This window comes from Cupriavidus sp. 21MJTG02-4 (assembly GCF_057798975.1).
The window spans coordinates 190894-214551 of record NZ_JBYOJP010000013.1 but is presented as its reverse complement, the minus strand read 5'-3'; the positions used below and the strand labels follow the sequence as shown (position 1 = coordinate 214551).

Here is a 23658-nt window from a genome sequence, read left to right as displayed (position 1 = left end):
ATGGCCACTCGGTGCATAACGAGCGCTCGCAGTACCGCAATGCCATGACGATCGAGGAAATTCTCGCGGCACCGCCGATCACCTACCCGATTACGCTGCCTATGTGCTCGCCGATCTCGGACGGTGCCGCCGCCGCGATCCTGTGCACGGAAGCGGGCCTGAAGAAGTACGGCTTCGACCGCAAGCGCGCCGTCAAGGTACTGGCCAGCGTCGTGCGTTCGGCCTCGGCGCGCGCTGCCGACGACTTCGACAACGGCTGCACGCACCTGGCCGGCAAGGCGGCGTTCGAGCAGGCCGGCATCTCACCGAAGGACGTCGATGTGGCCGAGATCCACGATGCTACCGCCATCGGTGAACTCCTGGCCGTGGAGTCGCTGGGGCTGTGCGAGCCGGGCGACAGCGGCGCCATGGCCGAGCGCGGCGAGACCACCCTGGGCGGCAAGCTGCCGATCAACCCGTCGGGTGGCCTGGAGTCTAAGGGCCATCCGATCGGCGCGACCGGCATCGGCCAGATCTTCGAACTGGTGGAGCAGCTGCGTGGCAACTGCGGCAAGCGTCAGGTAGAAGGCGCCCGTATCGCCCTGCAGGGCAACGGCGGCGGCCTGTGGCGCGTGGAGGAGTCGACCGAGCACGTCGGCATCTTCGGGCTGGCCTGAGGCGGCGTGACGTTTGGCGCGCCTCGCGCAGGCGCCTGAGCCATGCGGCGCATTGCACCGCATGACGCAACGGCAGGACGAGCGGGGGATGCGGCATTGCAGCATCCCCCGTTTCGTTAACATTCCTCACATGGACAGCCAACGCCCTGCGCGCGTCCGTCAAGGGAGGGGGCGATCCACGCTCCCTTCGCCTAACATGCGCGCGGGCGTACGCCATGATGATCAGGCGTGTGGCCGCTTCAAAGAGGCAGGAGACATCAGATGAAGATGAATTTCGCGCGCACGATGGGCAATCTTGCCGTGCGTTTCGGCGACCGCGAGGCGCTGGTCAATATCGAGCGCCAGCGCCGCTACACCTTCCGCGAGCTGCATGCGCTGACCAACCGCATCGTCAACATGATGCGCGACCGCCTGCAGCTGCACCGCGGCGACATCGGGCTGTGCATCCTCGAGAACGACAACATCGCGCTGCTGCACGCCTGGACGGCGCTGAAGGGCGAGGCGGCGCTTGCCTACACCAACTACCGCGATGCACAGGAAGAACACCGCTGGCAGGTGGAGTTCATCCGCCCCAAGGTGGTCTTCATCGAGAACGCGCTGCTGGACCGCTACTTCGACATGCTGCAAGGCCTGGGCGTGACGGTGGTCTGCATGGATCCTCCGGCCGCGCCGCGCGATGGGCTGCTGTACTTCTGGGACCTGCTGGACGGAGTTTCGGACGAGAATCCCGGCATCGAGAATGACACGCGCAACGATGCGCTGGTCTACCGCTTCACCGGCGGCACGACCGGCAAGAGCAAGTGCGCGTCGTACACGATGGACAACTGGCTGGCCATGCGCGATTCCATGTACATGGAGAGCGAACAGGCCTATGACGCGGACACGCGCTTCCTCCATATGGCACCGATCAGCCATGGGTCGGGCCTGGGCCTGCTGCCGACGCTGTTCCGCGGCGGCTGCACGGTAACGCAGAACATCCCCGACCTGGCGCAGCTCTGCCGCAACATCGAAGCCGAGAAGATCACCAACACGCTGCTCGTGCCGACGATGATCTACCGCATGCTGGAAATGCCGGAGGCCACGCAGTATGACCTGTCGTCGCTGCGCACGCTGGCCTATGGGGCGTCGCCGATGAGTCCGGCCAAGCTGCGCCAGGCGCAGGAGCGCTTCGGCAATATCTTCATGCAGATCTACGGTGCGACCGAGATCCTGCACGCCGTCGGCCTGCTGGGCAAGGCGGATCACCTGACGGCCACGGAGAAGCAGCTTGGCTCCGCGGGCCGCATCGTGCCGGGCGTGGAGATCATGGTGGTCGACGACGACGGCAACGAGCTGGAGCAAGGTGCGACCGGCGAGATCTGGCTGCGCTGCCGCGGCACGATTTCCGGCTACTACAAGGATCCCGAAGCCACCGCGGCGGAGTTTTCGAACGGATTCTGGAAATCGGGCGACCTGGGCTATATCGATGATGAAGGCTTCCTGTACCTGGTCGATCGAAAGAAGGACATGATCATCACCGGCGGCTTCAACGTCTACGCCGTCGAGGTGGAAGCCGCGCTGAACTCGCACCCCGCGGTATCGAACTCGGCGGTGATCGGCGTGCCGCATGAAGAGTGGGGCGAGGCGCTGCACGCGGAAGTGGTGGTCAAGGCCGGGGCGCAGGTCACGGCGGAGGAACTGGTCGAACACGTCAAGGGCCGGCTCGGCCGCTTCAAGGTGCCCAAGTCGGTGGTCTTTGTCGAGGCGCTGCCAGTCAGCGTCGTCGGCAAGGTGCTGCGCCGGCAGGTGCGGGAGAAGTACTGGGCGGGTAAGGGGCGAAGGGTGTCGTAAGTCCGCTTTTGTTAGCTTGATGCAATACGGCCTGGCTTCTGCCGGGCCGTATTGCATTGGGGCGCAGGGACAGGATTGCCTGCTGGCGAGAAGAAGTAATGGGAGGGACGCCCTTGCCCGAAGGAGTTGGGCTCATCGCCGCATTGTCGTGACGACGAAGGTGAGGGAGGCGATCGAACCCAAGTGACCGTGCCCCGCGCCCTGCCGCCCCTTGGGGGGCGGCAGGGCGCTTTACACCTTAGCGGGGCGCTGGATTCGGCGTCACTACGCCGAACCAGAAGGGGAACGTATCCAGCATGCCTAGCAATTGCTCCACACTCTCGCGCCGGCCGGAAATGGCGAGATCGCCGGACGCCGTGGCCTGGTCGATGCTCAGGTCCTGGCGCTGCAGCCGCTCCAGCGTGACCTTGCTCAGCTTCAGGCTCGCATCCGCCTTCGGCATGGCCTTCGGGAAGTAGTTGAGCACGCCATTCTTGACCACCAGCGCATACTGCTGCCGCGCATCGGTGAGGTCGACGTTCAGTACCAGATGCTTGCCGGCCGCCTTGGGTCCATTCAGCCGCACCGCCATGTAATTGAACAGCATCTCCGGCGGCATCGCCTGGATGGTGTCCGGACTGGCGGTCTGCACGCGGCGCGCATTCGGCACGCCGTTGCGCAACTCATAGGCGCCTTGCAGATATTCCGCACGCCACGTCGGCGCCTCGGCCTGGTAGCCGAGCTGTTCGTAGGTATCGGCCAGCAGTTCGCGCGCTTCCTTGTTGCCGGGGTTGGCATAGACCACCTGGCGCAGGGCTTCAGCCAGCCAGCGGTATTCGCCGTTGTCGAAGTCCTTGTGGGCGCGCGCCAGGATGGCGGCTTCGCCGCCCATGTATTCGACATACTTCTTCGCGGCCGATGCAGGCGGCAGCGGATCGAGCGACGAGGGGTTGCTGTCGTAGTAACCGAGGTAGCGCTGATACACCGCTCGGGTATTGTGCTTGACGGTGCCCCAGTAGCCCCGGTTCGGCCAGAAATTGCCGAGTTCCGGCGGCAGCTTGACCGCCTCGGCGATCTCGGTGCCGACATAGCCTTCGTTCAGCAGCCGCACCGACTGGTCATGGATGTACTTGTAGAGATCGCGCTGCTTCTCGAAGTAGTCGATGATGCGGTCGTGGCCCCACATCGGCCAGTGGTGCGACTGGAACTTGACCTCGATGTCCTTGCCGAAGCTGGCAATGGTGGCGTTGATGCCGTCGACCCACTTGGTAGCGTCGCGCACTTGCGCGCCGCGCAGGGTCAGCAGGTTATGCAGGGTGGCCGTTGTGTTCTCGGCCATCCACATGGCCTTGAACTGCGGGAACCAGGTATTCATCTCGGCCGGCGCCTCGGTGCCCGGCGTGAGCTGGAACACCATCTTCACGCCGTCGACGACCATTTCCTGACCATCCTTCGAGACGGTGTCCGTCGGCGGCAGCAGTGTAATGGTGCCCGGTACGCTCAGGATGCCCAGGCCAGCAGCGAGCCGCCCTTGCGGATTGATGGGCAGGGACGCGCCGCCCATGTAGACCGAGCGCCGGCTCATGGCATTGCCGGCGATCACGTTCTCGCTGACCGCCTCTTCCATGAAGCCTTCCGGCGCGATGATGCGGACCTTGCCAGCCTTCACGTCGGCTTCGTCGACGATGCCGCGGATGCCGCCGTAGTGGTCGACATGCGAATGGCTGATGACCACCGCCACGATCGGGCGGCGTCCCAGGTGCTGCGACGCGAACTCGAACGCGGCCCGCGCGGCTTCGGCGGTGGTCAGCGTATCGAGCACGATCCAGCCGGTATCGCCCTGGATCAGCGTCATGTTCGCGAGCTCGAGGCCGCGAACCTGGTAGATGCGGTCGGCGACCTTGTAGAGCCCATAGTCGGACAGGAGCTGCGCATTGCGCCACAGGCTCGGGTTGACCGAGTCGGGAGCCGGCTTGTCGTTGCCGACCTGCGCGCTCAGTGCCGCGACGCTGGCGCCCACGTTGTGGTGGGCGGTCCGCATGGCCGCCAGGTCGGGCCGGGCGATCAGGCCGCGCCGTGCGTCCTCGAAGTCCTGGCGGTCCCGGAACGGAAGTTCGTTCAGCACGGCCTGGTTGGCCGCGCGCGTGGCGGCGGTGGGCGGCTTCGGCGGGGCCGGCTGCGGCTGGGCGGCCGGGGCGGCCTGTGCCATCGCCGTGCCGTGTACGAGCGCGACGGCAGCCAGGCTGATGGCGAGCCGGGCGGCAATGGAGGCACCGCGTTGCCTCGTGTTACTCCGCGGCGTGTCATAAGCAGCCATTCGGGTCTCCTTGATTGCTGTTGTCGTTGTGGTGCCGGACATGCGCGTCTCAGCGCGCGGAATCGGACTGTTGTGCATCCGCCCGATTCCGCGGGCGCAGCATATCGTCGAAATCGTCCATCGACGGGAAGCGCATCGGCTCGATGCTGTCGAGCTGGCGCAGCCGCAGGCGATACTGGCCGAGCAGCTCGGTGCGCTGTTCTGGCTTGATATAGGGCACGTGCCACGCCACGAACGGCGGCAGCACGGACATTCCCGTGTAGCCCAGCGTGCCGCGCAGGATCGGCCGCAACATCTCCTCAAGCTCTCCATGGATGCCGTCGCCGGCAAGCATGTGCGGTTGTCCGCCGATGGTGACGGCCAGCATCGCCTTCTTGCCGCGCAATCCGCCACGGTCATAGAAACGCATGCCGCCGTAGCACTTGCCCGAAATGATCACGCGGTCGAACCATCCCTTGAGAATGGCCGGCATCGAGAACCAGTAGATCGGGAAGTTGAAGATGACCAGGTCCGCCCAGTCGAGCTTGTCGAGTTCGGCCAGGATGTCGGGCGCCAGGGTCTTCTTCTCGTAGCCGTGCCGCTGCTCCAGTGCATAGACCAGGTAGTCGGCGTTGGCGCGGCTGCCGAAGTCATCGTGGTCGGCCACTGCCTTCCAGCGCATGGCGTACAGGTCGGATACCTGGACCTGATGTCCCTGGGCCTCGAATTCCTCGACCGCGAGGTTCTTCATTGCCGCGTTGAATGATTGCGGCTCATTGTGGGCGAATACGATCAGGACGTTCATTGCCGGTACTCCTCTATTCTTACTTGCGCCGCTCGGCGGCCAGGCGGGCTTGCAGCGCATCGATGCGCTGGTGGTTCTCTTCGGAGCCGATATAGGTCCGGAACAGCCATTCCTGGGTCCGCATCGCGCCATCCAGGTCCAGGTTCAGCAACTGGTTGGACAGGCGCTTGGATTCCGCCAGGCACATCCGGTCGTAGCTGGCCATTTCCACGGCGATGGTCCTGACCGACGCCAGCAGTTCGCCTTCCGGGAACACCTTGCTGACATAGCCCATCCGCTCGGCTTCGGCGGCATCGTAGATGCGGCCGGTGAGCGCGACTTCCTTGGCCCGGCCGAGGCCGATGATGCGCCAGAGCGGGTCGAGGATCGGCGTGAGCGCCAGCACGACTTCACGCTGGCCGAACTTGGCCCGGCTGGACGCGTAGCGGATGTCGCACATCATCGTCAGGTCGAACCCGCCCGCGATGGCAGCGCCGCCAACCGCGGCAATGACCGGCTGCGGGCAGAAAAGCACTGCGCGGTAGGCGCGATGGAAGAGTGCCGTGTAGGCCTCGTTGGTGACTTTCTCCAGCTTGCGGATCTCGTTGAGGTCGAAGCCCGCGGAGAAGAACCGCTCGCCGCCCGTCAGGACGATCACATTGACGTCATCGCGGAGCGCCAGGCCGTTGAAGATGGTGATGACCTCCTCGAGCACGGCGGGCGAGAGCGCGTTGCCCTTGTCGGGGCGGTGGATGGTGACCGTTGCGACCTTGTCGGCGATGTCGAGCAGAAAGTACTGGTAGTCCATGGTGGGTTCCACGATTTCGGGTGCGGGTGCCATCCGCATTGGCGGGATGAGGGCTTGTGCCCGATCTTGCGCGACGTGGCGGGATTCCGCCCCTCTCCTGTGGGAAGGGCTCGTGCGGGGCAAAGCGCTTCAGGAAGTTCCGTTGCAAGGTCCTTCCATCGGGGGAGGGGACGGCAACCTCGGAATGCCGCCAGCATTGCCGGCATCCATGCACACATGAACGCGCCGGCGTCCCGGTCTCTTCCGGCGCCGCGCAACGAAAGGCCTGCCGAATGTCCCTGATCCTCTCCCGCCGCGACCTCGATTTCCTGCTCTACGAATGGCTGGACGTGGAGGCGCTCACGCGCATGCCACGCCACGCCGACCACTCGCGCGAGACCTTTGATGCCGTGCTCGACACCTGCGAGCGCATGGCCACCGACCTGTTCGCGCCCCACAACAAGAAGAACGACCAGTGCGAGCCGCACTTCGACGGCGAGACGGTCACCGTCATCCCGGAAGTGAAGGCGGCGCTGGATGCCTTCGCCGCCGCCGGACTGGTGGCGGCCGGGCAGGACTACGAACTTGGCGGCATGCAGTTGCCGCTGGTGGTCGAGAAGGCCGGTTTTGCCTGGTTCAAGGCCGCCAATATCGGCACCGCCACCTATCCGTTCCTGACCATCGGCAACGCCAACCTGCTGCTTGCGCATGGCACGCCGGCGCAGGTCGACGCGTTCGTGCGGCCGGAAATGGAAGGCCGCTTCTTCGGCACGATGTGCCTGTCCGAACCGCAAGCCGGGTCGTCGCTGTCCGATGTCACGACCCGCGCCGAGTATGAGGGCGAGTCGTGGCTGGGGCAGCAGTACCGGCTGCGTGGCAACAAGATGTGGATCTCCGGCGGGGAGCACGAGCTGGCGGAGAACATCGTCCACCTGGTGCTGGCCAAGATTCCCGGGCCGGATGGCAAGCTGGTGCCGGGGGTGAAGGGCATCTCGCTCTTTGTCGTGCCGAAGCATCTCGTCAATAAGGACGGCACGCTCGGCGAGCACAACGACGTGGTGCTGGCAGGCCTGAACCACAAGATGGGCTACCGCGGCACGGCCAACTGCCTGCTGAACTTCGGCGAGGGCGCGAAATATCGCCCTGGCGGCAGGGGCGGCGCCATCGGCTACCTGGTGGGCGAGCCCGGCCAGGGCCTGGCCTGCATGTTCCACATGATGAACGAGTCCCGCATCGGTGTCGGGCTCGGCGCCGCGGCGCTTGGCTACACCGGCTACCTGCATGCGCTGGACTATGCACGCAACCGACCGCAGGGGCGGCCGGTCGGCCCCGGCGGCAAGGACCCGGCCAGCGCGCAGGTGAAGCTGGTCGAGCATGCCGACGTGCGCCGCATGCTGCTGGCCCAGAAGAGCTATGCCGAGGGCGCGCTGGCGCTGAACCTGTACTGCGCGAAACTGGTCGACGACGCACGCGCGGCGGCTGCCGCGTCCGAACAGGCCAGGGCGCGGGAGCTTGGTTTGCTGCTCGACATCCTGACGCCCATCGCCAAGAGCTGGCCGTCTCAATGGTGCCTGGAAGCCAATAGCCTGGCGATCCAGGTCCACGGGGGCTATGGCTACACGCGCGAATACAACGTCGAGCAGTTCTACCGGGACAACCGGCTGAACCCGATCCATGAAGGCACCCATGGCATCCAGGGCCAGGACCTGCTGGGCCGCAAGGTCGTCATGCAGGACGGGGCGGCCTTGCGCTTGCTGACCGATGCTTTCGGACGGACCAGCGCGCAGGCGCGTGCGTGCGGGCAAGGCGCCCTGGTCCAGTATGCCGATGCGCTGGATAGCGCGGTGTCCGGCCTGAACCGCGTGACGCGACAACTCTGGAGTGCCAGCGACGCCGCGCTCACCCTGGCGAACGCGTCGGTCTACCTGGAGGCGTTCGGCCACGTCGTGCTAGCGTGGATCTGGCTGGAACAGGCGGTGGCTGCGTGCGCCGCACTGCAGCGCGGGGTTGCCGACGCGAATTTCTACCGGGGCAAGCTGGCCGCCGCCGCGTACTTTTTCGGCTGGGAGTTGCGCCGGATCGATCCGCAACTTGCCTTGCTGGCGTCGCTGGATCGCACCACGCTGGACATGCAGGACGCCTGGTTCTGATCGGCCTGCTTCAGGAAACGGGGAAACAGTCTCTTCAGGCTTGCGGAGGCTTCGCGGCGGTTACCCCTCCCAATGAGGGAGGGGCCTTGCTCACAGGGATCCGGGCCTAATCGGATCACCTTCGGAACCCGGAGGGGACGTATCCGGCTGGCACAGGAGGCCGATGCCGCCGGTGCCGCAGACCATGCGAGAACCAAAAGGAGGAGAACATGCCATTGTCCCGCTTGCCACTGATGATCGGAGCCAGCGCCGCGCTGCTCCTGATCGGTGCCTGCCAGCACCAGCAACCGGTGGCGACTTCCGCGACGGCGGCGGTCCAGCAGGCGACTGTTTCCGAGCAGGACATCAGCGATGCCTACATCTACCTGCTCGGCCGCCTGCTGGTGCTGCGGCAGCAGCAGCTGGATTTCCGCGAGGGCATGGTGTGGAACCAGCTCGTGCATCGCAGGCCGGGCGCGGTGGACTGGCCCAATCCCAACCTCGACGTGGCCTATTCGGAAGCGTGGGTCGCCGTGGACGAGACCAGTTGCACGATCGTCACCGTGCCGAAGATCACCGGCCGCTACTACACGGTGCAGTTCCTCAACGGCTGGGGCGAGACGCTGGCCAATATCAACGAGCGGACCTTTCCCCGCCGGCCCAGCGGCGACTTTGCCGTATGCCTGCGCGGGGCCAAGGTCGCGCTGCCGGCGAACGTGACGCGGGTCGACCTGCCGGCGCGCTATACGCGCGTGCTGTCCCGCGTCGAACTCGGCGCGGACTGGAAGCAGGCCGAAGCGCTCCAGCACCGGTTCAGCATGCGTGCCACCGGTACGCCACGCCTGCCGCGCATTCCCCAGACACCGGTGTTCGATCTGCAGAAACTGCCCGGCGTGGAAGCCTTCGACGTCGCGGAAGCGGCCCTGGCGAGCGAGCCCGACATCAATCCGGGCATGGAGCCCCAGCAAGAGAAGGTGCATGCCATTGTCCGGGCCATCGCCAGCCCCGCCGAGCGTGAGCGCGTGGACAGCGTGATCCGCAAGCGCGCCTTTGCCGACTTCGCCAGGGCCAGCCGGACCATCGGCCCGGGCTCGATCCGCAACGGCTGGACGCGCGCCGCCGTGTCGGGCGCCTACGGCAGCGACTACCTCAGCCGGACGCTGTTCAACTATGGCGGAATCTGGGTCAACACGTTCGGCGAAGCCAACTACTTCCGTGGCGCGGTCGACGGTGCGGGTGCCCCGCTCGACAGCAGCCATACCTACTCGCTGACGTTCCCGAAGGACCAGCTTCCCGCGGCCGAGGCGCGCTATTTCTGGTCCGTCCTTGCCGTGGATTCCCGCTACTTCCGCGTGCTGCCCAACCCCATGAACCGGTTCCTGCTCAATAACCAGTCGCGGCTGCAGTACGGCAAGGACGGTTCGCTGACCCTGTACTTCGGGCCGAAGAAGCCGGAACAGGCACCCGAGGGGAACTGGCTGCCGACGCCGGCAGGACAGCAGTACCGGCTGATGCTGCGCTTCTATGGCCCCAGGGACAAGGAGGCCGCCGGCAAGTATGTGCCGCCGCCGATCGTCCGGATTTCGTAGTGCCACCTGCAATCATTGCGGCCCGTCACGGGCCGCTTTGCGTTGCACGATATCAACCAGGGAACAATGAGGAGACACCTATGTCAGTCAAGCCACTGCATGCCGCGGCCTGTGCCATGCTCGCCACGGTCATGTGCGCCGCGCATGCGCAGGTCGATGCCGGTGCGCCGGTACAGGTCACGGTCGACAACTTCCCGCGTGCCGAGTCCGACCGCTACTTCGGCTTTACGGTAAAGCGCGGCGGGTTCGGAAAATTTTCACACTTCCGCGAACTGGTGCCGGTGGACAGCCCGACCGTCGTGCGCCCGAACCGGGATACGGTGTACTCGACCGCCGTGTTCGATCTCGATGCCGGGCCGGTCACCGTCACCATGCCTGATGCCGGCAAGCGCTTCATGTCGCTGGCCGTGCTGGACCAGGATAGCCACGTGCTCGGCGTGCACTATCGGGCGGGCAGCTACACCTTCCGCAAGCAGGACATCGGTTCCCGATACGTCATGCTGGGGGTGCGCACGCTGATCGATCCGGGCAAACCCGGCGATGCGGAACAGGTGCGCGCCTTGCAGGATGCCATTCGCGTCAGCCAGCCCGGCGGTCCCGGCCGCTTCGAGATTCCCAACTGGGACAAGGCGAGCCAGGATGCCATCCGCACCGCGCTGATCGCGCTGGGGACGACCATCCCGGATTCGCGCAGGATGTTCGGCAGGCAGGACCAGGTCGATCCCGTGCGGCACCTGATCGGCAGCGCCATTGCCTGGGGCGGCATTCCGGAGAAGGACGCCTTCTACCAGATCGTCAACCCCGAACGCAACGACGGCGCGACGGTCTATCGCCTCGACCTGCGTGACGTGCCGGTGGGGGCGTTCTGGTCGGTCAGCGTGTACAACGCGGTCGGCTACTTCCAGCGCAATCCGCTCAATGCCTATTCGATCAACAGCCTGACCGCGAAGCGGTCGGCGGACGGTTCGGTTTCCATCCGCTTCGGCGGATGCGGCGCGGACACGGTCAACTGCCTGCCCACCATGCCAGGCTGGAACTACATGGTCCGGTACTACCTGCCGCAGGCCGAGATCCTGCAGGGAACCTGGAAATTGCCAGCCGCCAGGCCGGTGTCGTGATCGGCAGGGTGCTTCGCGCGAGCACCCGGCAGCGCTCCGCGTGTCGCTGTCCCCTCCCATAAATGGGGGAGAGCGCCACGCAGGCGGTACGTATCGTCAAACGGATCCAGGGCGCAGACCCGGGGCATGCGGTTGCTGTGCCATGGATCGGCGCCGGTTCCGGCGCACGAGACGCATAACAAAACCTATGGAGACGCCATGACAAGTCCTTCGCGCACGCTCGACGTGCAGCAGTTCATCAACGAGCACAGGTTTTCGCGGTACCAGTGGCTGATTCTGGTCACCTGCTTTCTTCTCATTGCCATCGACGCCTATGACAGCGTGGCCATCGGCTTTGTCGTGCCCGTCCTGCTCAAGCAATGGGGCACGACCCGGGCCGCCTTCGGCCCGGTGCTGAGCGTGGGTGTGCTGGGTTTGGCCCTGGGCGCGCTCATTGCCGGCCCGCTGTTCCACCGCACCAGCCCGAAGACGGTCATGGTCGGCTCGATGCTGCTGTTCGGCGTGTGCAGCCTGGGGACCATGACGGCCGACTCGCTGGTGTCGCTGGGCGCCTGGCGTTTCTTCACGGGGATCGGCGTGGGCGCGGCGGTGCCAGGGGCGGTCACGCTGATCTACGAGTATGCGCCGGCGCGCATGAGCGCCTTTCTCGTCAACACGATCGCCTGCGGCGCGCTGATCGGCGCTTCGTCGTGCGGGATGGCCGCCGCGGCCGTCGTGCCGGCCTATGGCTGGACCAGCGTCTTCCTGATCGGCGGCGTGGTGCCGGTCGTCCTGGCCCTGTTCATGCTCGTCACCATGCCGCAGCCGCTGCAGTTCATGGTCCAGCAGGGCTATCCGGCCGCGGCGATCGCATCGGTGCTGCGCCGCATCGCACCCGGCGCGCACATCGCCGACGATACCCGCTTCGTTCTGACTGCGGCTCCGGAAGGCGGCAAGGCAGGCGTCGCGGTGGTGCTGTCCCGCCAGCTGCGTACCGGTACCACCATGCTGTGGGCCGCCTATTTCTTCGGCACCTTTGCCTACTACCTGCTGCTGGGCTGGCTGCCGACGCTGGTGCAGGACATGGGCGCCTCGTTGCGGCTGTCGACGCTGATCACCGTGCTGATGACCGTCGGCGGCATCTTCGGCACCTTCCTGTTCGGCTGGCTGATGGACCGCATCGACCGGAACACCGTGGTGGCGGGTGCCTTCGTGCTGGGCGGGCTGGGCATGTGGCTGGTCGGGCAGCAGAAGGGCGACCTGCCCTGGGTGGCCACCTGCGTCTTCATCGGTGGCGTGGGCCTGAGCGGCGCACTGATGTCGATGGGTGCCGTGGCCGCGGCGTTCTACCCGGCGAGCGGCCGCTCGACCGGCATTGCCTGGATGCATGGCGTAGGCCGGTTCGGTGGCATCGTGGGTCCCCTGGTCGGCGCGCTGATGCTGCGCGATGGCTTCAGCCTCGCCACGGTCTTTACCGTGGTGATGGGGTTCGTGCTGGTGTCCGCCGTGGCGCTGATGATCAAGGGCGCGGCGGCACGGCGGGCCGCGGGCAATGGACTGCGGACTGAATCCGCGTAACGCCATCGCGGTGCGCTGCCTCCTTGCGCGCGCTTCATCGCGGGGGACGGCAGCCGCCTTTTCTGAGATTTCCTATGTCAGATATGCAGGGCAAGGTCGCGATCGTGACCGGAGGCGCGGCCGGCATCGGGCGTGCGGCGGCGCTGCGGTTCGCGGCGGCGGGTGCGCACGTCGTGGTCGCGGACCGGTGCGAGTCCGCCGGCCAGGAGGTCGCGGCCGAGATCGACAAGGCGGGCGGGCAGGCCATCTTCCGGCGCGTGGACGTGAGCCGCGACGAGGACTGTGCGGCAATGGTCGATGCCGCGCTCCGTCGCTTCGGCAGGCTGGACATCGCGTTCAACAATGCGGGCATTTCCGGCCGTATCGCTCGGACCGAGGACCAGGGGCTGGACAACTGGCAGACGGTCATCGGCGTCAACCTCACCGGCACGTTCCAGTGCATGGTCCACGAGCTGCGGGCCATGAAGGCGCATGGCGGCGCGATCGTCAATACCGCATCGGTGGCCGGCGTGAAGGGGGCGCCTTACAGCGCCGCGTACGCCGCCTCCAAGCACGGTGTGATCGGCCTGACGCGCTCGGCGGCAAGAGAGTATGGCAAGTACGGCATCCGCATCAATGCGGTCTGTCCGGGCTATATCCGGACCGCGATGGCGGACGAGATTGCGGCCGGCTCCGCGCCGGGGGCCTCGGACGTGCTGGTGGCCGCTTCGGCCCTGCGCCGGCCCGCGGAACCTGGCGAGGTGGCTGAGCTGGTGCTGTGGCTATGCTCCGCGAAGGCGTCGTTCGTGACCGGCGCACACTACGTCGTCGACGGCGGGCTGACGACGTAGCGCGCAGGCGGGAACGATTCCGGAGGCCTGGTGCTCCGGAACCGTCCTCATGGGGCTCAGCCCCTTGACGCGTTGCCGTCCGCGCCGAATGCGGTCCAGCCGCCATCGACCGGCAGCGTCGCGCCGGTCACGTACGACGCCCAGTCCGACGCGAGGAATGCCACCGCCTGCGCGACCTCGGCCGGATACCCGAGTCGTCCCATCGGCGTGCGGCGTTCCAGCGTGGTGACGTCGAGCCGGCCGGCGCTGGTCATGGCATCAAGCGGCGGCGTCCGGATGATGGCCGGTGCGACGCCGTTCACGCGGATGCCTTTCTGCGCCCATTCACACGCGAGCGAGCGCGTCAGCATCACCACGCCGGCCTTGGACGCGGTATAGGCAGCGATGCCTGGGCCGCCGCCAAGACCGTAGATCGAAGCGATGTTGACGATGGCGCCGCCGCCCTGTTCGAGCATCTGCGCGCCGACTGCCTTGCACATCAGCCAGGTGCCAGTGAGGTTGACGTCGAGGGTCCGCTGCCACGTTGCCGCGGACTGCGTCACGGTGCGGCTGGCCGGCTCGAGGATGCCCGCGTTGTTGACCAGGATGTCGATGCCGCCCATCCTGGCGACCGCTTCGGCCGTGATGCGCTGCACGTCCGCCTCGGACGACACATCGCCGCGCAGCATCGTGCGTCCGGGCAGGTCGCCGGCCGGATTCAGGTCGGAGGCGCAGACCAAAGCGCCTTGCTCCGCGAAGAATTCCGCCACGGCGGCGCCGATCCCGCTGGCGCCGCCGGTGACGAGCACCCGCTTGCCGCTGAAGCCCATGCGCGGGCCCTGGCCGACTTGGTGGTTCATGGTGTTCCCCATTCCGTGGCTCCGTTCACTTGCCGGTGAATGCCGGCTTGCGCTTTTCCAGCAGGGCGTTGACCGCTTCACGGTGGTCGTCCGTCTTGCTGGCGAGCCATTCGTACCCCATGCAGGTATCCATGATCGAGTGCGCGAGCTGCTTGAGGCCGATGTTGGCGGACACCTTGGTCCAGCGGATCGCGTTGGCCGCGCCGTTAGCCAGCCGGTCGGCGAACTGGCTGACGCGCTCGTCGAGTTCGGCGGCCGGCACGGCGTGATTGATCAGCCCGATGCGCGCCGCTTCGGTCGCGGTCAAGGCGTCGCCGGTCAGCAGGTATTCCTTGGCGCGGGCGTAGCCGATCAGCTGTGGCCAGATGATGGCGCCGCCGTCGCCGGCCACCAGGCCGACGTTCACATGCGGATCGGCAAACTTCGCGGTGTCCGCGGCGAAGATCACGTCGCAGAACAGCGCAATGCTGCAGCCCAGGCCGATGGCCGGGCCGTTGACCTTGGCGATGACCGGCTTCTCGCAGTCCAGCAGCGTGAAGATGATCTGCTTGCCCTCGCGCGCGGTCACGCGGAAGGCGTCCGGGTCGTCGAAGATGGCCTTCACGGCCTGCAGGTCGCCGCCGGCGGAAAACGCCCGGCCGGCGCCGGTCAGCACGATGACCTCGGACTCGGGGTCATTGTTCGCGTCGACGAAGACGCGCGCCATTTCGGCATGCAGGCCGCCGTTGAAGGCGTTGAGCTGCTCGGGACGGTTGAGGGTGATCTCCAGCACTCGGCCGCGGCGTGCAAAGGCGATGTGCTCGTAATCGGCGAATTCCATGGTGTCTCCTCCCTGTTGACGTTGATGAAACGGCGCTTCGACGATAGCCAGCGGGTTTACGCGACGTCCCCTCCCTGAATGGCGGGGCCGTCCGCATGGTCCGGGCGCAGACAGCCGCGGTAGTTGCCGCCTCCCCATGCGTCCGGGTCCCGACAGCAAAAAAGGGAGGGGCGCGGGTCCTGCCTCCGTTCCTAAGATGGCCATACAAAGTGCAAGTCAGGACACATCGCTGGAGAGAGAGGTCTGCATGTCTGAGAACACGGTGACACTGGAGCGGATCGGCGGGACGGCCGTCATCACGCTGAATCGGCCGCACAGGCGCAACGCGCTCGACGATTCCATCAAGCTCGCGATGGCGGACATCGTCAAAGCCGTCCGGGACGACCGCGCGGTGACCGCGGTCGTGCTGACCGGCGCCGGCGGCAACTTCTGCGCCGGAGCGGACCTTGGCGATGGCGGTGCGGACGCCGAGCGCGGCTTCTATGTGCGCGACCTGCTGCTGGACCACCACGGCTGGTTCACCGAGCTGACCGACCTGGAAAAGCCCGTCATCTCCGCCGTCGACGGCTTTGCCACCGGCGCGGGCCTGTCGGTCGCGCTGGCGGCCGATTTCATCATCGCCAGCGACCGGGCGCGCTTCGTGTCGAGCTTTGCCCGCGTGGGCTTCGTGCCCGACCTGTCGCTGATGTACGTGCTGCCGCGCCGGGTAGGGCTGGCGCGTGCGAAGGAGATCGTCTTCTCCGCGCGCGAGATCGGCGGTGAGGAAGCGGTCGCGCTCGGCCTGGCCGAGGCAGTGGTACCAGCCGACCGCCTGCGCGATGCCGCGCTCGAGTTCGCGCAGCGCTTCGCGAACGCACCCACCCATGTGCTCGGCATGGCCAAACGCATCATGAACCGCACGTTCGAGACGGACCGGCAGTCGCTGCTCCAGCTCGAAGCCGCCGTGCAGGGCCTGTGCGCGGCCAGCCAGTACAACGCGGAGGCGGTGCGGCGCTTCTTCGCCAAGGAAGCACCGCTGTTCCCGGGCACGCAACGCCTGTTCTGACGGAAATCCGCAGATTTCCACCTGTACCCATTCAATTCAAGCATTCAAGGAGAAAGACATGACGCAGAAAGTCGTCGTTGCCGGCGTGGGCATGATCCCGTTCAAGAAGCCGGGCCAGAGCGATCCGTACACGGTGATGGGCGCGCAGGCCGTGCGCCTGGCGCTGGCCGACGCGGGCGTGGGCTATGAATCGATCCAGTCCGCCTATGCGAGCTACATCTTCGGCGATTCCACCGGCGGCCAGCGCGTGCTGTACGACATCGGCATGACCGGCATTCCCGTCATCAACGTCCACAACAACTGCGCGAGCGGCTCCACGGCGCTGTACCTCGCGAACCAGGCGATCGCCAGCGGCATGGCCGACATCGTGCTGGCCTTCGGCTTCGAGCAGATGAACCCGGGCGCGCTGGGCACGATCTACAACGATCGCCCCGCGCCGCTGGAACTGTTCAACCGCACCTGCGAGAGCGTGGTGCCGGACGGCGTGCCGCCTGCGCTGCAGCTGTTCGGCGCCGCTGGCCTGGACCACATGAAGCGCTTCGGCACGCCGGTCGAGGCCTTTGCCAAGATCCGCGCCAAGGCCAGCCGCCACGCATTCAACAACCCGATGGCGGTGTTCCGCGCGGTGGTGACCCCGGAAGAAGTGATGGCCGAGAAGGTCATGTGGCCCGGCGTCATGACGCGTTCGATGGCCTGCCCGCCGACCTGCGGCGCGGCCGCGGCGGTGCTGTGCAGCGAAGCCTATGCGAAGAAGCATGGCCTGGACACGCGCGTGTGGATCGCCGGCCAGGCGCTCACCACCGACGGTGCCGAGACGTTCAACTCCGGCGACCTGCGCCACCTTGCCGGCTTCGGCATGTCGCGCGCGGCGGCCAACAAGGTGTACGAGATGGCCGGCATCGGCGCCGAAGACGTCAACGTGGTCGAGCTGCACGACTGCTTCGCGCAGAACGAACTGCTGACGTATGAAGCGCTCGGCCTGTGCCCGGAAGGCGGCGCCGCGAAGTTCATCGACGACGGCGACAACACCTACGGCGGCAAGTACGTGGTCAACCCGTCGGGCGGCCTGCTGTGCAAGGGACACCCGATCGGTGCGACGGGCCTGGCCCAGTGCACGGAGCTGGTCCAGCAACTACGTGGCCAGGCCGAGAAGCGCCAGGTCGAGAACGCGCGTGTCGCCCTGCAGCACAACGTCGGTATCGGCGGCGCGGCGGTCGTCACCATGTACCGGAAGGACTGACGGAGGGCCGCATGGACTTTCAAGCTGATCCGGGACTGGAAGCGTTCCGCCAGGAAGTCCGCCAGTTCCTGCGGGACAAGGTGCCCGCGGACCTGAAGGGGCTGCCGCGCTGCACGCGCTCGCCGCGCGAGGAGATCCTGCGCTGGCAGAAGCTGCTGCGCGCGCATGGCTGGGGCGCGCCGTACTGGCCGGTCGCGCACGAGGGCACCGGCTGGTCGGTGGAGCAGATGCTGGTGTTCGACGATGAATGCACGGCTGCCGGTACGCCGACGCAGGACGGCTTCGTGCAGAAGATGCTCGGCCCGGTGCTGAACGCGTTCGCGACACCGGCGCAGAAGGCCGAGCACCTGCGCGCGGCGCTGGACGGCGAGCGGCTCTGGTGCCAGGGCTTCTCCGAGCCAGGCGCGGGCTCCGACCTCGCCTCGCTCAAGACCCGCGCCATCCGCGACGGTGACCACTATGTCGTCAATGGCCAGAAGATCTGGACCAGCTACGCGCACCACGCGGACTGGATCTTCCTGCTGGTGCGCACCGACACGACGGTCAAGAAACAGGCCGGGATCAGCTTCCTGCTGGTGGACATGAAGACGCCTGGCATCACGGTGCGGCCGATCCGCAGCATCGACGACGCGCATCACCTGAACGAGACCTTCTTCGACAACGTGCGCGTGCCGGTGGCGAACCTGATCGGCGACGAGGGCGCGGGCTGGAACATCACCAAGTTCCTGCTCAACAACGAGCATGCGACCACGGCCGATCTGCCGGACCTCAATCGATATATGCGCGAACTGCGCCGTATCGCGGCAACGCTGGACGTCGCGGACGGGAAGCTGATCGACCAGCCGGCATTCGCACTGAAGCTCGCGCGCCTCGATGCGGAGCTGCGGGCGATCAGCATGATGGTGCAGCGGGTTGCGCGGCTGGAGATGGCGCATGATCCGGCATCGCATGTGCTCGGGTCGATGCTCAAGCTGCGGGCCACGGACCTGCAGCAACGGATCACCGAAGCCCAGGTCGAGGCGTTGGGCGACTACGGTGCCGTGGCCTATGCGCACTGGCACGAAGCCGCGCCGGCGCAGCCGTATCCGCTGCAGGACCTGGCGCGCGGCATCGCCAACGACATGTTCGTGCGGCGCGCCGCGACCATATATGGCGGCACGAGCGAGGTGCAGCGCGGGATCGTCGCGAAGATGATGTTCCGGCTTTAAGGAGTGCAGCAACAACCGGATGGCCGGTGCCTCCCCTCTTCCGCATGCGGGAGAGGGGAGACACCAGCCGGTGGCCAGGTTATGTGAGGAGACAAGAATGGCATCAAACACAAGCGGCCCGCTCAAAGGCCTGCGCATCCTGGAGATCGCCGGCCTCGGCCCCACGCCCGTCACCGGCATGATGCTGGCGGACCTCGGCGCCGACGTCGTGCTGGTGGACCGCCTCCAGCCGGGGCCGGAGGATCTCGATGTCGGCCGCCATGCGATCCAGAACCGCGGCAAGCGCTCGATCGCCGTCGACCTCAAGACGAAGGAGGGAGTGGACACCGTCCTGCGGCTCGTGGAGCAGTGCGACGCGATGATCGAAGGTATGCGTCCCGGCGTGATGGAGCGGCTGGGCCTGGGCCCCGACGTGTGCCTGGCGCGCAATCCGAAGCTCGTGTACGGCCGCATGACCGGCTGGGGCCAGGACGGGCCGCTGGCGCAGGCCGCGGGCCATGACCTGAACTATGTCGCGTTGTCGGGCGCGCTCTGGTGGTCCGGCCAGCCGGGCGAAGCGCCGATGTCCCCGCCCAGCCTCGTGGGCGATATCGGCGGCGGCATGATGTACCTGATGGTCGGCCTGCTGGCCGGCATCATGAGCGCGCGCGAGACCGGCAAGGGCCAGGTGATCGACGCGGCCATCGTGGACGGCAGCGCCCACATGATGAACCTGATCCTCGGGCTGAAATCGGCCGGGGTGTTCGTCAACGAGCGCGGGAGCAGCCTGCTCGATGGCCCTCACTGGTACCGCACATACCGCTGCGCCGACGGAAACTTCGTCTCGATCGCATCGGCCGAACCGCGCTTCCACAAGCTGCTGCTGGAAAAACTCGGCCTGACCGGCGATCCGGTGTTCGCCACCCAGCACGACAAGACGCTCTGGCCGAAACAGCATGAGCGCCTTGCCGCGTTGTTTGCCACCAGGACGCGCGACGCGTGGTGCGCGCTGCTGGAAGGCACTGATGCGTGCTTTGCACCAGTGCTGAACCCCGATGAGGCCGCGGCGCATCCGCACATGGTCTCCCGTGGCGTCTACACCGAAATCGACGGCGTGCTGCAGGCCAACCCCGCGCCGCGCTTCTCCGGCACGCCGGCCGCGCGGCCCGGGACGGTTCCACGGCGCGGCGAACACACCGAATCCGTGCTCAGTGACTGGTGCGGCGCTGCCTGACCGCCAATAACAATGCCAGCGGGACACGCCCGCGCAAGGAGAGAGACATGAGCGAGGACAAGATCCTGTTCGAGAAGGACGGCAAGACCGCGGTCATCACCCTGAACCGCCCGCAGCGCAGGAACGCGCTGGACGAGGAAGCGAAGCAGTTGCTTGCCGCCGCGATCCGGCGTGCGCGCGAAGACCGCGCGGTCAGTTCGGTGGTGCTGACTGGGGCTGGCGGGCATTTCTGTTCCGGTGCGGACCTCGCCGGGGGCTCGGAAGAGGGCGAAATGCCCTTCCTGGTTCGCGACGGCCTGCTCGGCGCGCACCGCTGGCATGCCGAGCTGATGGACCTGGAGAAGCCGGTGATCTCCGCCATCGACGGCTTTGCCGTTGGCGCGGGGCTGTCCCTGGCGCTCGGCGCGGATTTCATCATTGCCAGCGACAAGGCGCGGCTGCTGTCGAACTTCCCGCGTATCGGCTTTACGCCGGACCTCGGGCTGATGTACACCCTGCCAAGACTGGTCGGTCTTGTACGTGCCAAGGAGATCGTGTTCTCGGCGCGCGAGATCCTGGCCGACGAGGCGCTCCGGATCGGACTGGTGCAGGCCGTGGTGCCCGCCGACCAACTGCGCGAGACGGCCGTGGCCTATGCGCGCCGCTTCGACGATGCCCCGACGCATGTTCTCGGGATGGCCAAGGGCATCATGAACCGCACGTTCGAAACCGACCGGCACGCCATGGTCCAGCTTGAAACCGCCGTGCAGGGGCTGTGCGCGGCCAGCCGCTACAACACCGAGGCCGTGCGCCGCTTCTTCGCCAAGGAAGCGCCGCTCTATCCCGGTGCCGACCGGCTGTTTTGAGCAGCGCGCCGTCCACAAGGGGAGGTGAGGGGACCGGCGCGGGCGGCGTAACGTGGCAGTCAGGCTGCCGTGGACGCCAGGCGCGCCCGGTCCGGTCTTATTGCGGTATTGAGCAACCGCAGTGCGTGGTGTGCTACCGCGCCCTGCCATTCATCATCGAGTACATCGGGGAATTACCATGACGATTCGCTTTGACGGCCGTGTGGCCATTGTGACGGGCGCCGGCAACGGCCTGGGCCGCGTACACGCGCTGGAACTGGCCCGCCTTGGCGCCAAGGTCGTGATCAACGACTTCGGCGGCAGCCGCGACGGCAAGGGCGGCTCTTCCGACGCCGCGCTGGCCGTGGTCGAAGAGATCCGCAAGGCAGGCGGCCAGGCCATTGCCAACGGCGCCAACGTGGCGGACTTCGAGCAGGCCACCGCCATGGTCGAACAGGCCAAGGCCGAATTCGGCCGCGTCGACATCCTGATCAACAACGCCGGCATCCTGCGCGACAAGACCTTCTCGAAGATGGAGATGGCCGACTTCCGCGCCGTGGTCGACGTGCACCTGATGGGCTCGGTCTACTGCACCAAGGCCGTGTGGGAAACGATGCGCGAACAGAACTACGGCCGCGTGCTGATGACCACGTCGGCTGCGGGCCTGTTCGGCAACTTCGGCCAGACCAACTACGGCGCCGCCAAGATGGCCGTGGTGGGCCTGATGAACATGCTGGTGCTGGAAGGCAAGAAGAACGACATCCGCGTCAACACGCTGGCCCCGATGGCCGCCACGCGCATGACCGAAGACGTCCTGCCGGAAGATATCCTCAAGGCCACCGGTCCGGAGCAGGTGACGCCGGGCGCGCTCTACCTGGTGAGCGAGGATGCGCCGAACAAGGTGATCCTGGGCGCCAGCGGCGGCGTGTTCTCCGCGGTCCGCATGGAAGAAACCACGCCGGTGTACATTCCACGCCAGGAGCTGTCGCCGGATGCCGTGGCGGCGCATTTCGCGCAGATCAGCGACTGGAGCACCTCGGTCCACCGCGACGACGCCAACCACCAGGTCCATGCGTTCGTCACGACCATGATGCAGCATGCCAAGGCTGCTGCCTGACTTGTCGGAGCCTGACGCGTTGTTTTGAGCAAGGGAATCCCGGTCGGGGTTCCCTTTTGTTATTTTTGACCATTGGCATGGCCGATCCGCATTGAAGCGCTGCTTACGCTGCGGGCAGACAAAAAAGGAGACAGACAGAACATGAAGACGAATTTTGCGCGCCTGTTCGGCAACCTGGTCCTGCGCTTCGGCGACCGGGAGGCGCTGGTCAATATCGAGCGCAACCGCCGCTACACCTACCGCGAGTTCCATGCGGTGACCAACCGCATCGTGAACATGATGCGCGACCGCCTGCAGCTGCGCCGCGGCGACATCTATCTGTGCGTGCTCGAGAACGACAATATGTCGCTGCTGCACTTCTGGACGGCGCTCAAGGGCGACGCGGCGGCGGCCTATACGAATTTCCGCGATTCTTTCGACGAGCACCGCCGCCAGGCCGAGTACATCCGGCCCAAGGTCGTGTTCATCGAGACGGCGTTGCTCGACCGCTACTACGGCATGCTGCGCGAGCTTGGCGCGACGGTGGTCTGCATGGACCCGCCGGCAGAGAAGCGCGATGGCCTCTATTACTTCTGGGACCTGATGGAAGGCGTCCCGGATCACTATCCCGGCGTCGAGAGCGATGCGGAAAAGGACATCCTGGTCTACCGGTTCACCGGCGGCACCACGGGCGTCGGCAAATGCGCGGCCTATACGATGGACAACTGGCTGGCCTGCCGCGACACGATGTTCATGGAGGCAGACCAGGTCCAGCTCCCGGACACGCGCATGCTGCACATGGCGCCGATCAGCCACGGTTCCGGCTTCGGGGTACTGGCGACACTGTTCCGTGGCGCCTGCACCGTCACGCAGAACCTGCCGGACCTGGCGCTGATGTGCAGGAACATCGAGGCCGAAAAGATCACCATGACGCTGCTGCTGCCGACGCTGGTCTACCGGCTGCTCGACATGCCGGAAGCCACGAACTATGACTTGTCGTCGCTGCAGACCATTGCCTATGGTGGCGCGCCGATGAGCCCGGCCAAGCTGCGGCGCGCGCAGGAGCGCTTCGGCAACGTCTTCATCCAGTACTACGGGGCGACGGAAAGCCTGCAGTCGGTCGGCATCCTCGGCAAGGCCGACCACCTGACCGCCACCGAAAAGCAGCTCGGCTCGGCTGGCAGGCTCCAGCCGCACGTCGAGGTCAGGATCGTCGACAACGACGGCAACGACGTGCCGCCGGGCACCGTCGGAGAGATCTGGGCGCGCAGCCGCGGGGTGATCTCGGGCTACTACAAGAACCCCGAGGCCACAGCCGCCGAGTTCGAGGACGGCTTCTGGAAGTCGGGCGACCTCGGCTATATCGACGAGGAAGGCTACGTCTACCTGGTCGACCGCAAGAAGGACATGATCATCACCGGCGGCTTCAACGTCTACGCCATCGAGGTGGAGGCAGCGCTGAACGCGCATCCGTCCGTGTCGATGTCTGCGGCGGTGGGCGTGCCGCACGAGGAGTGGGGCGAGGCCGTTCATGCCGAGGTGCAGCTGCGCAGCGGCGCGCAGGTCAGCGAGCAGGAGCTGATCGAGTTCGTCAAGGAGCGGCTCGGGCGCTTCAAGGGGCCCAAGTCGGTCACGTTCGTCGAGGCGTTGCCGGTCAGCGTGGTGGGCAAGGTGCTGCGCCGGCAGGTACGGGACAAGTACTGGCTGGGCAAGGGACGTCACGTGTCCTGAGCGACGGGGCCCGCGGGCCCTTGAACGAAGCGGGGGGGGCCCGGGGGGCCCCCCACGGAAAAGACGCAGGCGGGGGGACACCCAAAA

The 23658-nt window shown here is 66.4% G+C and carries 19 protein-coding genes; 14 read left to right on the top strand and 5 right to left on the bottom strand.

Annotation, left to right across the window (positions count from 1 at the left end):
- Together AC3FKH_RS24300 and AC3FKH_RS24295 are read left to right on the top strand one after the other, a co-directional pair.
- A partial coding sequence (locus AC3FKH_RS24300) for a thiolase family protein (RefSeq protein ID WP_488678341.1) occupies positions 1 to 656 on the top strand: 656 nt, incomplete at its 5' end.
- 261 nt (positions 657 to 917) lie between these two features.
- Positions 918 to 2486 carry a class I adenylate-forming enzyme family protein gene (locus tag AC3FKH_RS24295; protein ID WP_488678340.1) on the top strand — a complete coding sequence of 523 codons (1569 nt, stop codon included), beginning with the start codon at positions 918 to 920 and terminating at the stop codon, positions 2484 to 2486.
- A gap of 238 nt (positions 2487 to 2724) precedes the next feature.
- Here the strand turns inward: AC3FKH_RS24295 and AC3FKH_RS24290 are convergent, their stop codons facing one another.
- The 3 genes from AC3FKH_RS24290 to AC3FKH_RS24280 are packed head-to-tail and all read right to left on the bottom strand — an operon-like array spanning position 2725 to position 6386.
- Positions 2725 to 4782, bottom strand: a complete 2058-nt coding sequence (locus tag AC3FKH_RS24290; protein ID WP_488678339.1) for an alkyl/aryl-sulfatase — start codon at positions 4780 to 4782, stop codon at positions 2725 to 2727.
- A gap of 49 nt (positions 4783 to 4831) precedes the next feature.
- Positions 4832 to 5566, bottom strand: a complete 735-nt coding sequence (locus tag AC3FKH_RS24285; protein WP_488678338.1) for an NAD(P)H-dependent oxidoreductase — start codon at positions 5564 to 5566, stop codon at positions 4832 to 4834.
- A gap of 19 nt (positions 5567 to 5585) precedes the next feature.
- Positions 5586 to 6386, bottom strand: coding sequence for an enoyl-CoA hydratase/isomerase family protein (locus AC3FKH_RS24280; protein WP_488678337.1), 801 nt, complete (start codon positions 6384 to 6386; stop codon positions 5586 to 5588).
- Positions 6387 to 6625: 239 nt separating this feature from the next.
- On the opposite strand from AC3FKH_RS24280, the gene AC3FKH_RS24275 reads away from it, so the two are divergent.
- From AC3FKH_RS24275 to AC3FKH_RS24255, 5 genes are all read left to right on the top strand, one after another.
- Positions 6626 to 8482: an acyl-CoA dehydrogenase gene (locus AC3FKH_RS24275; RefSeq protein ID WP_488678336.1), complete on the top strand. Its 1857-nt coding sequence runs from the start codon at positions 6626 to 6628 to the stop codon at positions 8480 to 8482.
- 209 nt (positions 8483 to 8691) lie between these two features.
- Entirely contained in the window at positions 8692 to 10050 is a 1359-nt protein-coding gene (locus AC3FKH_RS24270) for a DUF1214 domain-containing protein (protein WP_488678335.1), read from the top strand.
- A gap of 80 nt (positions 10051 to 10130) precedes the next feature.
- Entirely contained in the window at positions 10131 to 11168 is a 1038-nt protein-coding gene (locus AC3FKH_RS24265; RefSeq protein WP_488678334.1) for a DUF1254 domain-containing protein, read from the top strand.
- Between the two features lie 198 nt (positions 11169 to 11366).
- Positions 11367 to 12725 carry an MFS transporter gene (locus AC3FKH_RS24260; protein WP_488678333.1) on the top strand — a complete coding sequence of 453 codons (1359 nt, stop codon included), beginning with the start codon at positions 11367 to 11369 and terminating at the stop codon, positions 12723 to 12725.
- Between the two features lie 74 nt (positions 12726 to 12799).
- Complete coding sequence (locus AC3FKH_RS24255; protein ID WP_488678332.1) at positions 12800 to 13555, top strand: glucose 1-dehydrogenase; 756 nt, start codon at positions 12800 to 12802, stop codon at positions 13553 to 13555.
- 56 nt (positions 13556 to 13611) lie between these two features.
- Here AC3FKH_RS24255 and AC3FKH_RS24250 read toward each other — a convergent pair whose 3' ends face one another.
- Positions 13612 to 14394, bottom strand: a complete 783-nt coding sequence (locus tag AC3FKH_RS24250; RefSeq protein ID WP_488678331.1) for an SDR family NAD(P)-dependent oxidoreductase — start codon at positions 14392 to 14394, stop codon at positions 13612 to 13614.
- 25 nt (positions 14395 to 14419) lie between these two features.
- On the bottom strand, positions 14420 to 15214 hold the full coding sequence (locus AC3FKH_RS24245) for an enoyl-CoA hydratase/isomerase family protein (protein ID WP_488678330.1): 795 nt from the start codon (positions 15212 to 15214) through the stop codon (positions 14420 to 14422).
- A 247-nt stretch (positions 15215 to 15461) separates the two neighbouring features.
- On the opposite strand from AC3FKH_RS24245, the gene AC3FKH_RS24240 reads away from it, so the two are divergent.
- The 7 genes from AC3FKH_RS24240 (at position 15462) to AC3FKH_RS24210 (ending at position 23571) form a co-directional block, all read left to right on the top strand.
- Positions 15462 to 16259 carry an enoyl-CoA hydratase/isomerase family protein gene (locus tag AC3FKH_RS24240; RefSeq protein WP_488678329.1) on the top strand — a complete coding sequence of 266 codons (798 nt, stop codon included), beginning with the start codon at positions 15462 to 15464 and terminating at the stop codon, positions 16257 to 16259.
- A gap of 58 nt (positions 16260 to 16317) precedes the next feature.
- Positions 16318 to 17499, top strand: coding sequence for a lipid-transfer protein (locus AC3FKH_RS24235; RefSeq protein WP_488678328.1), 1182 nt, complete (start codon positions 16318 to 16320; stop codon positions 17497 to 17499).
- A gap of 11 nt (positions 17500 to 17510) precedes the next feature.
- On the top strand, positions 17511 to 18707 hold the full coding sequence (locus tag AC3FKH_RS24230; RefSeq protein WP_488678327.1) for an acyl-CoA dehydrogenase family protein: 1197 nt from the start codon (positions 17511 to 17513) through the stop codon (positions 18705 to 18707).
- 97 nt (positions 18708 to 18804) lie between these two features.
- Positions 18805 to 19920, top strand: coding sequence for a CaiB/BaiF CoA transferase family protein (locus AC3FKH_RS24225; protein ID WP_488678326.1), 1116 nt, complete (start codon positions 18805 to 18807; stop codon positions 19918 to 19920).
- 47 nt (positions 19921 to 19967) lie between these two features.
- Positions 19968 to 20765: an enoyl-CoA hydratase/isomerase family protein gene (locus AC3FKH_RS24220; RefSeq protein WP_488678325.1), complete on the top strand. Its 798-nt coding sequence runs from the start codon at positions 19968 to 19970 to the stop codon at positions 20763 to 20765.
- 178 nt (positions 20766 to 20943) lie between these two features.
- On the top strand, positions 20944 to 21861 hold the full coding sequence (locus AC3FKH_RS24215; RefSeq protein ID WP_488678324.1) for an SDR family NAD(P)-dependent oxidoreductase: 918 nt from the start codon (positions 20944 to 20946) through the stop codon (positions 21859 to 21861).
- Between the two features lie 141 nt (positions 21862 to 22002).
- Complete coding sequence (locus AC3FKH_RS24210; protein ID WP_488678323.1) at positions 22003 to 23571, top strand: class I adenylate-forming enzyme family protein; 1569 nt, start codon at positions 22003 to 22005, stop codon at positions 23569 to 23571.
- Positions 23572 to 23658 lie beyond the last annotated feature (87 nt).